This window comes from Marinospirillum celere, assembly GCF_900112235.1.
Taxonomy (GTDB): Bacteria; Pseudomonadota; Gammaproteobacteria; order Pseudomonadales; family Halomonadaceae; genus Marinospirillum; species Marinospirillum celere.
The window spans coordinates 157,715-171,043 of sequence record NZ_FOLH01000005.1 but is presented as its reverse complement, the minus strand read 5'-3'; the positions used below and the strand labels follow the sequence as shown (position 1 = coordinate 171,043).

At 51.8% G+C, this 13,329-nt stretch carries 16 protein-coding genes and 2 tRNA genes; 15 read left to right on the top strand and 3 right to left on the bottom strand.

Annotated features, from left to right (window positions below; all coding sequences use genetic code 11):
* Window position 1 precedes the first annotated feature (1 nt).
* Entirely contained in the window at window positions 2–604 is a 603-nt protein-coding gene (locus BM185_RS12500; RefSeq protein ID WP_091964360.1) for a hypothetical protein, read from the top strand.
* Here the strand turns inward: BM185_RS12500 and mnmC are convergent.
* Window positions 601–2,601: a bifunctional tRNA (5-methylaminomethyl-2-thiouridine)(34)-methyltransferase MnmC2/FAD-dependent 5-carboxymethylaminomethyl-2-thiouridine(34) oxidoreductase MnmC1 gene (mnmC, locus tag BM185_RS12495; protein WP_091964357.1), complete on the bottom strand. Its 2,001-nt coding sequence runs from the start codon at window positions 2,599–2,601 to the stop codon at window positions 601–603. The genes BM185_RS12500 and mnmC overlap by 4 nt on opposite strands.
* Window positions 2,601–2,900: a YciI family protein gene (locus BM185_RS12490; protein WP_091964354.1), complete on the bottom strand. Its 300-nt coding sequence runs from the start codon at window positions 2,898–2,900 to the stop codon at window positions 2,601–2,603. The genes mnmC and BM185_RS12490 overlap by 1 nt, the downstream gene beginning before the upstream one ends.
* A 114-nt stretch (window positions 2,901–3,014) precedes the next feature.
* Between BM185_RS12490 and BM185_RS12485 the strand changes: the two genes are divergently transcribed.
* From BM185_RS12485 to BM185_RS12430, 12 genes are all read left to right on the top strand, one after another.
* Window positions 3,015–3,857: a PHP domain-containing protein gene (locus tag BM185_RS12485; protein ID WP_091964351.1), complete on the top strand. Its 843-nt coding sequence runs from the start codon at window positions 3,015–3,017 to the stop codon at window positions 3,855–3,857.
* Between the two features lie 18 nt (window positions 3,858–3,875).
* Window positions 3,876–4,502, top strand: coding sequence for an L-threonylcarbamoyladenylate synthase (locus tag BM185_RS12480; protein WP_091964348.1), 627 nt, complete (start codon window positions 3,876–3,878; stop codon window positions 4,500–4,502).
* Between the two features lie 6 nt (window positions 4,503–4,508).
* A complete protein-coding gene (locus tag BM185_RS12475) occupies window positions 4,509–5,348 on the top strand; it encodes a segregation and condensation protein A (protein ID WP_091964345.1) in 840 nt (279 codons plus the stop codon).
* Entirely contained in the window at window positions 5,345–6,115 is a 771-nt protein-coding gene (gene scpB, locus BM185_RS12470; protein WP_091964342.1) for an SMC-Scp complex subunit ScpB, read from the top strand. The genes BM185_RS12475 and scpB overlap by 4 nt, the downstream gene beginning before the upstream one ends.
* A 32-nt stretch (window positions 6,116–6,147) precedes the next feature.
* On the top strand, window positions 6,148–7,011 hold the full coding sequence (gene rluB, locus BM185_RS12465; protein WP_091964340.1) for a 23S rRNA pseudouridine(2605) synthase RluB: 864 nt from the start codon (window positions 6,148–6,150) through the stop codon (window positions 7,009–7,011).
* Between the two features lie 67 nt (window positions 7,012–7,078).
* Window positions 7,079–7,154 (top strand) — tRNA-Lys (locus BM185_RS12460).
* Between the two features lie 15 nt (window positions 7,155–7,169).
* Window positions 7,170–7,245, top strand: a tRNA-Lys gene (locus BM185_RS12455).
* Between the two features lie 107 nt (window positions 7,246–7,352).
* A complete protein-coding gene (locus BM185_RS12450; RefSeq protein ID WP_091964338.1) occupies window positions 7,353–7,526 on the top strand; it encodes a DUF2970 domain-containing protein in 174 nt (57 codons plus the stop codon).
* 118 nt (window positions 7,527–7,644) lie between these two features.
* Window positions 7,645–8,793 carry a cytochrome c oxidase subunit II gene (gene coxB, locus BM185_RS12445; protein WP_091964336.1) on the top strand — a complete coding sequence of 383 codons (1,149 nt, stop codon included), beginning with the start codon at window positions 7,645–7,647 and terminating at the stop codon, window positions 8,791–8,793.
* Window positions 8,794–8,803: 10 nt separating this feature from the next.
* On the top strand, window positions 8,804–10,471 hold the full coding sequence (gene ctaD / locus BM185_RS12440) for a cytochrome c oxidase subunit I (RefSeq protein WP_091964334.1): 1,668 nt from the start codon (window positions 8,804–8,806) through the stop codon (window positions 10,469–10,471).
* Window positions 10,472–10,486: 15 nt separating this feature from the next.
* Window positions 10,487–11,050, top strand: coding sequence for a cytochrome c oxidase assembly protein (locus BM185_RS12435; RefSeq protein WP_091964332.1), 564 nt, complete (start codon window positions 10,487–10,489; stop codon window positions 11,048–11,050).
* Window positions 11,040–11,900: a cytochrome c oxidase subunit 3 gene (locus BM185_RS12430; RefSeq protein ID WP_091964330.1), complete on the top strand. Its 861-nt coding sequence runs from the start codon at window positions 11,040–11,042 to the stop codon at window positions 11,898–11,900. The genes BM185_RS12435 and BM185_RS12430 overlap by 11 nt, the downstream gene beginning before the upstream one ends.
* Here BM185_RS12430 and BM185_RS12425 read toward each other — a convergent pair.
* Entirely contained in the window at window positions 11,897–12,088 is a 192-nt protein-coding gene (locus BM185_RS12425) for a DUF2909 family protein (RefSeq protein WP_091964328.1), read from the bottom strand. The genes BM185_RS12430 and BM185_RS12425 overlap by 4 nt on opposite strands.
* Here BM185_RS12425 and BM185_RS12420 point away from each other — a divergent pair.
* Window positions 12,087–12,830, top strand: a complete 744-nt coding sequence (locus BM185_RS12420) for an SURF1 family protein (protein WP_091964326.1) — start codon at window positions 12,087–12,089, stop codon at window positions 12,828–12,830. The genes BM185_RS12425 and BM185_RS12420 overlap by 2 nt on opposite strands.
* Entirely contained in the window at window positions 12,827–13,327 is a 501-nt protein-coding gene (locus BM185_RS12415; RefSeq protein WP_091964324.1) for a hypothetical protein, read from the top strand. The genes BM185_RS12420 and BM185_RS12415 overlap by 4 nt, the downstream gene beginning before the upstream one ends.
* Window positions 13,328–13,329 lie beyond the last annotated feature (2 nt).

Sequence of the window (13,329 nt, the reverse complement as noted above, 5' to 3'; positions counted from 1 at the left end):
GATGCCTTTCCAACGCAAGCTACTCTTGATTGTTTTCCTGGTACTTATTGCTGTTCTCTTGTGGCCTAAAGGGCAGGATGACTTGACACCTTCTACTCAGGATCTGCATGAAGAAGCTGAAGAGATGGAAATGCAGACCACTCCAGAAACAAGACGCAGCCGTGATGATGAAGAAGCTCTGACTGTTGACGGAGAAGAAATAACCGACGAAGAAATGACTCGGGAAGATCAAGATGCAGCGCTGGATGATTTGGCGGATGCACCTCTGAGTCAGGATCTGGATACAGATGAACAGGGTGGTATGCCCGCGAGTGCTGCTGCTGGTTTGAGCAGTGAAGATCGCCGCTACCTGCGGGAGCGAGGTTTGGATAACCCGGAGCAGCAGGTGATTAATGACTTGATGGGTCAGACTGAGCTGCTCCCTCAGGACTCTATGACTGGTGGCAATATGCAGTTTATACAGGAAGAAACTGAGCTACTTAGTCATCGCTGGGTTCTGGCCAGCTTTTCCGATGGACAAACACAAGGCCAGGCGCTCTATGAGTTTGAAGTTACTCCTGGTGGGGACCTGATTTGGGTGCTTCTGTCCCACTACAGCCACTAATTGGCTGAGGAACGCTTTAAATTCCTGATAATAAAGCGGCCCGGATGCAGGGCTTCGACCAGCTCCACTTCAAGCGGGGCTGGTTCACCACAAATTTGACTGGCCAGTAACTCTGACGCCAGAGGAATGCTGGCCAATCCCCGTGAACCTTGCCCCAGGTTAAGCCAAAGCCCTGGAAGATTGTGTGCCTGCACAGTAGCGGTCCAAAGTGCATTGCTCTTTAATTGGGCATAGTCTTCTTCCCAGCTATTCGGATCAGGTGCCGGACCGACCAGCGGCAGGTAATCCGGGCTTGTGCACCGAAAAGCAACGCGACCTTCAAGTTCAGCCAAATTTGGCTGCTTACTAGCCAACTGCTGATTTAAATCGGGCAGGCTGGCCGTTAATTCTTCCCAGTTACTTTGATGATCCTGAAGGCGGAGAGTGGGATCATCGCAACGCAGATTAAAACTTGCACCAAAACAGAGCTTGCCTTCCAGTGGAGGGCTGACATAGCCGCCTGCACAGACCACAGTGGTAGGCAGCTGGGCTGACTGGGGTTCAAGTGGAAGATGAGAAACCTGGCCGCGAATAGCTTTGGTGGGCAACCACTGGGTTGGCGTTAGTTGTTGCGTTGCCTGAGCTGCCGCCAAAATGACAGTGTCATACGCCTGGCTGCCTTGCGAAGTGATGACTTCCCAGCCCTGCGCCTGCTGTTTTAAGGACTCAACCGGACTTTGAGTGTGCACTTCTAAGCCTTCCAGAGTCTCGGCAAGATATCGGCAGAGATCACCGGGTTTAACCCAGCCTGCTCTGGGGTAGAAAAGTCCGCCCGCCGCAGTGGGGGTGCCAGCGAGAAGACTGGCTTCCGCCTGATCCACGGGTTTGACAAGATCATAGGGGAGTTGCTGCTTGGTCAGAAAACGGCTTTGCCGAGAGGCTTCTTTGGCATCCAAAGCCAATTGCAGCACACCGCAAAACTTCCAGAATTTCTGGTAGGGGTCCAGGCGTTGCAGCCAGCGACGGCTGTATTCCAGCCCGGCCAAATAAAAGCGGCTTGCTAGCGTGGTGTCTATGGCCAGCTTAATGTAGAGCACACCCTGCCGATTCCCGGAACCGCCGTTGCCGGGTTGCTCTGCTTCATAAAGATCAACCTTTAGCCCGCGTCTGATTAAAGCTTCAGCCGTGGCGAGACCAGAAAGCCCACCGCCAACGACCGCAACTCTTTTGACTGGCACCTGTGAGCTTGTCAGTTCATACCAGGGTGCAGAAGCTTGGGTATGGCTAGGGCCTGGGTAGTGGCCGCGGAGCATCTCCCGTTTACGTCCAAAGCCGGCAACCTTTTCAATTTTAAAGCCTGCTGTTTCCATACCGCGTTTAACAAGCCCGGCTGAAGTAAAGGTGGCAAAAGTGGTTTGTGGATGGCTGGCTCTGGCTAGAGCTGCAAAGAGTTCAGGTGTCCACATGTCGGGGTTTTTACTGGGTGCAAAGCCATCCAGGCACCAGGCATCAACCTTGCCTTTAAGCCCAGCCAAATTGCTGGCAGCATCCCCCAAAAGCAAGTCCAGGGTGATGCGGGGATGCAAATGCAAGCGATGGAAGCCGGAAATAGGCAGGGGATACTGAGCTTGCAGGCTGGTTGCAAACTCGGCCAGGGCAGGCCAGTGTTGATGCGCCTGGGCCAGATCGTCATTGTTGAGTGGGAAAAGCTCAGTGCTGATCCAGTGCAGCCGAGCTTCTTGAGGGGCTGTTTCCAGAAAAACCTGCATGGCAACCAATAGGTTGAGCCCAGTTCCAAATCCTGTTTCCCCAACCACAAAGGCGCGTGGTTGTTGCCAGTTGGCCCAGCGTTGGGGCAAGTCATTCTGTTCCAGAAAAACATAGCGGGTTTCTTCGGGGCCCTGATCCCTGGAAAAATAAACATCATCAAAAGCACCGGCAACAGGTGTAGCTTCCTGCCAGACCAGTTGAGCTGTTTCCAGGGTTTGTGGTTGGTTGAATGCAGGTCTTGCAGACATTAGGGAAGCACTTTCTTGAACGGCTTAATCGTTACCTTGGCATAGACACCGGCTGCGATATAGGGGTCAGCATCTGCCCACTGCTGAGCTGCAGCCTGACTTTCAAATTCTGCAACCACCAGACTGCCAGTGAAACCGGCATCACCAGGGTTTTCGCTCTCAATGGCAGGGTGAGGGCCAGCCAGTAGCAGTCTGCCTTCATCACGCAAGACTTCCAGGCGCGCCAGATGTTCGGGGCGGGCTTGCATACGTGCTTCCAGGGTTCCGGGTTTGTCTTCACAAATAAGGGCGAATAGCATTCAAAATCTCCAGTTGTGTTTACCAGGGGGTTGCAGAAATAAGGAGCCGAACAGCAGCAAAAATGTTAGTCTGACCGCTGAAAAGATTCTTAGCTTACAGCGGTTACCTCGTTAATGTTTCCACTCAGTCATCAGTGTGATTATCACCTGCATTCAACAGCATCAGACGGTGCCTTACCGCCTGCGGCCGTGATGCACTTGGCGGCTGAACAGGGGATCAGGGAGCTGGCCCTGACCGATCATGATACCTTTGCTGGTTTGTCGGAAGCCAGACTTGCCGCACAAGAATTGAATCTCACCCTAATTGAAGGCATGGAATTTTCCTGTAATTGGCAGGGCATGACGATCCATCTGGTTGCCCTTTGGCCGCAAGGTGTGACGGCTTCAGCCCAGGAATTGGCTGCTGTTCAGGAACAAAACCGCTGGCAAAGAGCTAAGCGAATCCTTGAAAAGCTGGCTAGGGCCGGAATTCCGCTGACCCTGGACGAGATTGTTGAAAAAGCCGGTGGCCGGGTACCTGGCCGGCCCCACTTTGCCCAGGTGCTGGTTGAACAGGGTCATGTTAAAAATCATGGTCAAGCTTTTCGCAAGTTCCTCGGTGCAGGTAAAATTGGTGACGTCAAAAGTCATTGGTTGGAAATGGATGCAGCCCTAGAGGATTTGTTGGCAACTGAAGCTTTTTGTATTCTTGCTCATCCACTACGCTACAAATTAACGCGCAGCAAGCGGGTGCGGCTCATCAAGGCCTTTGCTGCCGCTGGTGGCCAGGCGATGGAATTAGTCAGCGGCCGCCAGGATGTTGCCCAAACGGCCAGTTTATTGAAACTGGCCGAAGAGTTAGGTTTAAAACTCAGTTGGGGGAGTGATTTTCATGCCCCTGGCCCGGCTTGCCCTGCACCAGGAAATTTTGCAGCTCTGCCAGCAGCCTGCCGGCCTTTGAGCCAGCTGTTGGCCTGAAACGACTAGAGGATAGTTATGAGCCAGTATTTTGAAATACACCCGGAAAACCCCCAAAACCGTCTGATTAAACAGGCTGTAGATATTTTGCGCTCTGGCGGTGTTATTGCTTATCCAACCGACTCAGCTTATGCCCTGGGGTGCTGCCTGGCAGAAAAAAAAGCCGTGGAGCGCATCAAGGCAATACGTCAGTTGGATGACAAGCACAACTTTACCCTGGTTTGCGCAGACTTATCTGAGTTATCCACCTATGCCAAGGTTGATAATACGGTTTTTCGAATGCTCAAAAATACCACGCCTGGCCCCTACACCTTTATTTTGAATGCGACCAGTGAAGTGCCCCGGCTTCTGCTACACCCCAAGCGACGGGCAATTGGTCTGAGGGTGCCTGATCATGTGCTGACGCGAGCGCTGCTGGAAGAACTGGGTGCACCTTTAATGAGCGTGACCCTGATCCTGCCCAATGAGGAGCTGCCCATGCATGAAGCGGATGATATTCGTGAGCGCATCGGCAAGCTGGTTGACCTGGTTATCGACGGAGGTGCCTGCTCGATAGATCCCACAACGGTGGTTGATCTGCGCACGGGTCTGCCGGAAATCACCCGCGAAGGCCGCGGTGATACCTCACCCTTTCGGGTTGGCTAGGAAGGCATGAATCAACCCCTGGCGAATACTGAACTCCTGGCTACGGTAGAGGGCAAGCCCTATACCGAGTTGCCGCAGGATTTATTTATTCCGCCCGAAGCCCTCAAGGTTTTTTTGGAAACCTTTGAAGGGCCTTTGGATTTACTGCTTTACCTGATTCGCAAGCATAACCTGGATATCCTGACCATCAATGTTGCCGAGATCACCCAGCAGTACATGGGTTATCTGGATGTGATGCAGGAACTGCAAATCGAGTTGGCTGGTGAATATTTGGTTATGGCAGCTATGCTTGCCGAAATTAAGTCACGTAGCCTACTGCCACGCCCACCCGGTATTGAAGATGATGAAGACGATGAAGATCCGCGTGCGCAACTGATAAGACGCCTACTTGAATATGAACAGTTCAAGACAGCTGCCGAACGCTTGGAAGCCCTGCCACGTCAGGATAGAGATCTTTTCCCCTCCAGTCCGGAAAGGCCACAGCTGGAAATTCATCAAGCCTACCCGGAAGTGGAGCTGGATGAGCTGCTCAAAGCCTTTGGCCGCTTGCTGAAACAAGCCGACCTGGTTGCCCACCACCATATTGAAAGAGAACCCCTGTCGACCCGTGAGCGGATGTCGGCGGTAATGGACAGCCTGCAAGAAGGGGAAGCCTACCAAATCTTTGATACCCTCTTTGATTTGAGTGAAGGTCGACCAGGGGTGGTCGTGACCTTTATGGCGTTGCTTGAATTGGTCAAAGAACAGTTGATAGAGTTGGTTCAGACCCGTCTTTTTTCACCGATTTATGTCCGCCTCAAGCAAGGGCAGGACGCCTTTGCTGATGGAGCCCTGGAAGAAGTATGAGCCCCCTTAGTGAAGAACAGCTACCCAGAATTCTTCAAGCCCTGTTACTGGCTGCTCGAGAACCTTTGAGCCAGGATCGTCTGCTGGCCTTGTTTGCGGAGGCAGAAAGGCCAAGCCGTGAAGATCTGCGCACGGCTTTACAGCAGTTGCAAGAAGAAGCGGCGGCAAGCAGCCAGGAACTGGTTGAATTGGCCAGTGGCTGGCGCTACCAGATTCGGGCAGATTATGCGCCCTGGGTCAGCCGCTTATGGGAAGAAAAGCCACCCCGTTATTCACGTGCCCTCTTGGAAACCCTGGCTTTGGTTGCTTATCGGCAACCAGTGACCCGAGGCGAAATTGAAGAGGTACGCGGGGTAAGCGTTAGCTCACAAATTATACGCACTCTTGAAGACCGTGAATGGATACGTGTTGTGGGTCACCGGGAAGTACCGGGACGCCCCGCACTTTATGCGACAACACGGCAGTTTTTGGACTACTTTAATCTCAAGAGCTTGAATGATCTGCCACCGCTGGATGAGATTCGTGAACTGGCAGCAAGTAATGAACAGGAATGGCAGGATGAACTGGACAAAGCACCGGTTTCGCCCTTGCTGGATCTATCTGAAGACGATAATGAGCAAGATGCTGATCAAGAGCTGACGACCGCTGATCTTCTCAGTGCTGAATTACCTGAAGTCAGTAAACTGACTTTCGCGGATCTGGCAGAGCGTTTTTCAGACTCCAAAGAAGAACCTGAAAAGCCAGATGGCTCCGAAAGTACTTCATAACATCAATTTCCCCTAACCGTGTGTGAACACCGATGAAAAAACAGCAGTCCACCCCAGTAATACAAGATGCCGATAAAACTGAAAAGCTACAAAAGGTCCTGGCCCGTGCCGGCTTGGGATCCAGAAGAGAAATGGAAGCTGTTATAGAAGCTGGTCTGGTCAAGGTGAATGGCAAGATCGCCACCCTGGGTGACCGAGTTGCAGTTCAGGACCAAATCAACGTGCGTGGACGGCCCGTTAAAATACAGGCTGAAGACGAGCTGCCGCGTCGCATCATCATGTACAACAAGCCAGAAGGTGAGCTGGTAACCCGTAAAGACCCTGAAGGCAGACGCACAGTCTTTGACCACTTGCCACGCCTCAAGGGTGAGCGCTGGGTTGCCATAGGCCGTTTGGATATCAATACCAGTGGTTTGCTGTTGTTTACCAATGACGGTGAGCTGGCTAACAGGTTAATGCATCCTTCCCATCAACTGGAGCGTGAATATGCAGTCCGGGTGATGGGTGAGGTGACCGAAGAAATGCTTAAAGCCATGCAGGAGGGCGTCATGCTGGAAGATGGCTTGGCCCGCTTTACTGCAATTCAGCTGGTTGGTGGTGAAGGAATCAATACCTGGTATCACGTTGTGATTACTGAAGGCCGCAACCGCGAAGTTAGAAGGCTTTGGGAGTCGCAAGGGGTGACCGTCAGTCGCTTGAAGCGGGTTCGCTACGGTAATATTTGCTTGGATAAGCGCACCAAAATGGGTGAATGGATCGAACTAACTCAAGTAGAAACAGACCAGCTTTCATCTCTCGCGGGCTTGCAGCCTAAGTCAATAGCGCCACCGGCAGTGAGTCGCAAGGGCTCGAAAGGCCGTAAACCAGTTCATGCGATTGGCCGAAGGCACAAATAATCCGGTTTTTTTGGCCTTCGGGGGTTGCAAGCAGCCGAAAAAAAGCTATTATATGCGCCGCGTTAAGGGGTCGTTAGCTCAGTTGGTAGAGCAGTTGACTTTTAATCAATTGGTCGCAGGTTCGAATCCTGCACGACCCACCACACGCACCTCTATTAGGGTTGTTAGCTCAGTTGGTAGAGCAGTTGACTTTTAATCAATTGGTCGCAGGTTCGAATCCTGCACAACCCACCAGATTTTAAAAAAAAGGCTGTCCTTCGGGGCAGCCTTTTTTGTTTCTGGTGGCCGTTTGCAGCAGTTGTTGCCACACTGCAGGTAACTAATCTGGCAGAGGTCTTTTCATGCTACAAGTAATTAAGTCAGTGCTCGCTGCTTTCCTGGGTGTGCAGTCAGAAAAAAATCGCCAACAAGACTTTCAGAGCCGATCACCCTGGCCCTTTATTGTAACCGGGGTGGTGATGACCTTGGTGTTTGTTCTAGTGGTTGCCAGCGTTGCTCGTTGGGCTGCCAGCTAAAGAAAATTTGCTTGACATTGATCATTGTAATTTACGGACTGTTACAAAAAGTTCTTACCATTTAGGGAACTCTGCCTATACTCCATTAAAAAACAACGACAATAAAATGGAGAAAGCGATGCACTCACTCCTGCCTTTTGGGCGGTGGCTGCTGGTTTTGTGCGTAATTTTTGCAAGCCAGGTTCAGGCTGCTGCTATCAATACCTCATCGGGTTGGAACCTTCCCCCAGGCGTCACTTCAATAAGCCAAGAAATCTTTAGTCTGCACATGATCATTTTCTGGATCTGTGTGGCTATTGCAGTCGTGGTTTTTGGTGTGATGTTTTGGTCACTTTTCGCCTATCGCAAGTCCAAGGGCGCTAAGCCTGCTAACTTCCATGAAAATACTACTGTGGAAGTGATCTGGACGGCTGTTCCTCTATTGATTCTGATTGCCATGGCTATACCGGCAACAGCAACCCTCAAGAAAATCTATGACACCAGTGATGCCGATATCGACATTCTGGTGACTGGCTACCAATGGCGCTGGCACTACCAGTATGTGGAAGAAGACCTAAGCTTCTTCAGTAATCTGGGAACCCCTCGAAGCCAGATTCTTGGCGAGGAAGACAAGGGTGATTTTTATCTGCTGGAAGTGGACAACCCTCTGGTTGTTCCGGTAGGCAAAAAAATTCGCTTCCTGTTTACCTCTAATGATGTCATCCACGCTTGGTGGGTGCCTGACTTAGCCATCAAAAAGGATACCATTCCTGGTTTTATCAATGAGTCGTGGACCATTATCGATGAGCCAGGCACTTATCGCGGTCAGTGTGCTGAGCTTTGTGGGCGTGACCATGCTTACATGCCCATCGAAGTACGCGCTGTTTCCCAGGAAACCTATGACGAATGGCTGGAAGAGCAGCGTCAAATGCTTGCTGAAGATGCAGCCGGTAGTCAGCGTGAATGGACGATGGATGAACTGATGGATCGAGGAAAAGGCGTTTACAACACCTACTGTGCGGCTTGTCACCAGGCGGATGGTTCAGGTATGCCGCCTGCTTTCCCGGCACTGAAAAACAATCCAATGATGATCACGGAAGAAGGACGGGATGCACACATTGATGCCGTTCTCTATGGTCGCTCCGGTACCTCTATGCCGGCTTACAGCGGCACCCTTTCGGTCGCAGACATTGCAGCGGTTATCACCTACGAGCGTAATGCTTGGGGGAATGATGCCGGAGATCGGGTGCAACCTTCAGAAATCAGTGAAATGCTGAGCGACGACTAGGAGAAAGATCATGGTTCCTGAATTACCTCCCCGTCCTGACAAGCATCAGGCGATATCGGATACCGCAGCAGGTGGCTCAGCAGTTGATCAAGGGGGTCATCACCACGAACAACCCACAGGGCTACTCCGTTGGTTGCTAACCACTAATCATAAAGAAATCGGCACTCTTTATATGCTGTTTGCGCTGCTGATGTTTTTCATCGGCGGCACCATGGCGCTGATCGTCAGGGCCGAGCTTTTTCAGCCCGGCATGACTTTTGTTGTGCCGGAATTCTTTAACCAGATGACCACCATGCACGGCCTGATTATGGTTTTTGGGGCCATCATGCCAGCCTTTGTTGGCTTGGCGAACTGGTTGATTCCGGTGCAAATCGGTGCGCCTGATATGGCTTTGCCACGACTGAACAATTTCAGTTTTTGGTTGCTGCCGGTGTCCTTCACCATTTTGCTGTCGACTCTCTTTATGGAAGGGGGCGGCCCCAATTTTGGCTGGACCTTCTATGCCCCGCTTTCCACCACCTATGGCCCTCCTTCAACCAGCTTCTTTATTCTGGCCATGCATCTGGCGGGTATTAGCTCGATTCTGGGTGCAATCAATATCATTGCCACCATCCTGAATCTGCGTACTCCCAACATGCGCCTGATGGATATGCCGCTGTTTGTATGGACCTGGTTGATTACTGCCTTCCTGCTGATTGCTGTGATGCCGGTATTGGCCGGGGTGATCACCATGATGCTGCTGGATATCAATTTTGGAACTAGCTTCTTTGATGCGGCTGGTGGGGGCGACCCGGTGCTCTTCCAACATTTGTTCTGGTTCTTTGGGCACCCTGAAGTCTACATCATGATTTTGCCTGCATTTGGTATCGTTTCAGCGATAGTGCCTACCTTCGCACGCAAGCGACTCTTTGGTTATGCGTCTATGGTTTATGCCACGGCATCCATAGCGCTGCTGTCCTTTGTGGTTTGGGCGCACCATATGTTTACAGTTGGCTTGCCGCTGACGGCTCAGCTGTTCTTCATGTACTCGACCATGCTGATTGCTGTGCCAACAGGGGTGAAAGTCTTTAACTGGATTGCTACTTTGTTTCGCGGTTCGATCAGTTTTGAGCTGCCGATGCTCTTTTCTCTGGCCTTTATCGTGCAGTTCACGATTGGTGGTTTGTCTGGGGTTATGCTGGCGATAGCTCCGGTGGACTTCCAGTACCATGACACCTACTTTGTGGTGGCTCACTTCCACTATGTACTGGTGCCGGGTGCTGTTTTTGCCATTTTGGCTGCGGCCTACTACTGGTTGCCCAAGTGGTCGGGGGTCTATCCCAATGTGAAACTGGGCCTAGCACACTTCTGGCTGTCGGTTATCGGTGTCAACCTGACCTTCTTCCCGATGCACTTCTCGGGTCTGGCCGGTATGCCTCGGCGTATTCCTGACTATGCGCTGCAATTTGCCGACTTCAATATGTTGTCATCCATTGGTGGCTTCCTGTTCGGTATTTCGCAGTTGCTGTTTGTTGCAGTGATCGTGCTTTGTATTCGCAAAAAAGGCGAGAAAGCACCTGCACAAGCCTGGGAAGGTGCAGAAGGTTTGGAATGGCAACTGCCCAGTCCTGCTCCCTTGCATACTTTTGATACTCCACCCGAATTTATCCCTGAACGGGATTCTCCTTCGCGTCACTGAAGGTAGGAGGCAAGTATGAATGCACAACAAAGAGAAAGGCAGCAGGGGGTCGCGCGTACAATTCGGCGTACGCTGCTGGCTTTGGTGCTAATGGTTGGCTTCACCATTGCTCTGGTGCCTCTTTACGATGTGTTTTGTGAAGTAACTGGACTGAATGGCAAAACCTCGGATACCGCTCAAGTAGTTGCCGGTGGTGATGTGGATACTTCTCGGAAGATAGAAGTCCAGTTTGTCACCCGAACCAGCGCAGGACTTCCCTGGCGTCTGGCTTCGGAAACTCACACGATCTGGGTGCATCCGGGTGAGGTGGCCTTGGCCCGCTTTACCTTTATGAATACAGGGTTGGAAAAAACCTCGGGTCGGGCTGTGCCTAGTGTCAGTCCTTCTGAAGGGGCGCGGCATTTCCGCAAGATGGAGTGCTTCTGCTTCCAGGAACAATGGTTGGAAGCGGGCGAGCGTATGGAAATGCCTCTTGTTTTTCAGATAGACCCTCAACTCCCCCAGGGTGTGAATAAGCTAACCCTGGCCTACACCCTCTATCCGCAGGGTCCGGTTCTCGGAGGTACTTATGAGCACTAGTAGTTATTACGTACCCGCCACCAGCAAGTGGCCAATTATTTCAGTGATTTTCCTCGGTTTCCTGGCGGTAGGTGCAGGGATGCTGATGACTTCAGGTTCTGGCCTGATTCCTTTCCTAATCGGCTTTGTGGGCACTCTTTGGGTGATGTATGGCTGGTTTATGGATGTTTTCAAAGAATCCCAGGCTGGCCTTTATGATGCCCAAATGGATCGTTCATTTCGGCAGGGGATGGCTTGGTTTATCTTCTCTGAAGTGATGTTCTTTGCGGCCTTTTTCGGCACGCTGTTCTATATCCGTGTCTTTGCACTGCCCTGGCTGGATGGGGAGGGTGCCAAGGGCGTCACGGCACTTCTCTGGCCTGACTTTGTAGCCACCTGGCCATTAATGACCACGCCAGACCCTTCCATTGGTGGACCAGATGCGATAGTCAACCCCTGGACACTGCCGCTGATCAACACCCTGTTGCTGGTTGCCTCCAGTATTACTCTGACTTTTGCTCACCATGCACTCAAACATCAGGATCGGAAAAAGCTGATTAACTGGTTGGTGGCTACTCTGGTTTTGGGTGGGGTGTTTTTGGTTATTCAGGGCATCGAGTATGTCCATGCTTGGACAGAGTTAGGTTTGACCTTGCAGGCCGGTATCTACGGAGCAACCTTCTTTTTGCTGACCGGCTTCCATGGAGTCCACGTCACTATTGGCCTAATTATCTTGGCGGTTATGTTGGTCCGTGTACTCAAAGGCCATTTCACTCCAGATCAGCATTTTGCTTTTGAAGCCTCCGCTTGGTACTGGCACTTTGTGGATGTGGTCTGGATAGGCCTTTTCCTGTTTGTTTACGTGTTTTAAGTGCCTAGCTGGCCCTGAGTGAAACCATAGACAAGTAGTAAAACCAGTAGGGTGGTCAGGAAGACACGTGCTTTCAGGGAAGTAAGGAGGCGGGTGGACCGGCTTTGATCTTTAATTAAAAAGCCGGCACCTGCGGCCAGGCTGATCAGGATACCAATAAATACAACAGCAATAAGGACTTTAAACATGGTTGACTCCGGTCATCTTGTGCAAGGAAAGCCTGGTGGCAGTTCAAAGCAAGACGCAGCAAGAGTCAAGTCTGGGAAGTCCCTGTTTATTTGGTGGGTTTTCTGGCTGGCGCTGATGGCCTTGGGGTTGCTGCTGTCGAATTGGCAGTGGCAAAGAGCAGCCGAAAAGCAGGATTTGGAAGAACGTTTGGCTGAAGTGAGTCAAACCACCAATCCACAAGTTGAGCCTGAGCCACACTCTTTACTCGTTCTTGAAGGTGAGTTTTTGGCTGAACGCACTCTCTGGCTGGATAACCGGATACTGGATGGACAGCTCGGGGTGGCTGCACTGACGCCTCTGGTTACTGAAACCGGACGCTGGTGGCTGGTGCAAAGAGGATTTGAGCCCACTCCGGTGGATCGCAGCTACCTGCCTTCGATAGAAACACCTGCAGGTCAGGTTGAAATTGAAGGACGTTGGCAACAACTGCAAGGCCAGGCGCTGGTTTTTGGCGATAACCGGGAAGGTGATCGTCTCCAGTCAATCAGCCTTGAGCCCTGGGCAGACCTGCCAGGCAGCAGCTTTGCTGGGGTGGTCCACCAGCTTGAAGGTGAAGGCAAGTTGCGTAGCTGGTGGAAGCCTAACCAAATGCCCGTTGAGCGTCATCAGGGTTATGCGGTGCAGTGGTTGTTGTTGGCAAGTTTGGCTTTGGTCATGGCAGTTATAGGGCATAGACGCTGGTTTGGAGAAAAGAAAGTATGAGCAATCGGATCAAGCTGTTACTGCTGATGATCTTAATGGCAGCACCCGTTATGGCTTCCTGGAGCATGCATTTATTCAAAGTCGGAATTCCCGAACAGCAGACCGCCAAGGGTGACCTCTTACCTGAGCTTCCCCCTTTAGCAGAATGGCCTTTGGATTGGCAGGCCGATGGCCGCTGGTGGCTAGTGATGGCTGCCGATCAAGAGTGTGCGGCTGTGTGCGATCAGCAGGCTGACAAGCTCTGGCGCATTCATCGTGCTCTGGGTCGTGAAGCGGAAAGAGTCTTTCGTTTACGGGCAGGGGGTGATGATGCGCTTCCAGGTGAAGTAGCCGAAGCTTGGACGGGCTTGCCTCCTGAGGGTGTAGAACCAGGTAAAGCATGGATCGTTGATCCCCAGGGGCAAGTGGTTTTGGCTTATCAGGCCGATGTTGAACCTGGCGATATCCACCGGGATTTGATGCGCTTGCTAAGAATTAACCAGGACCAAGGCAGGTAAGT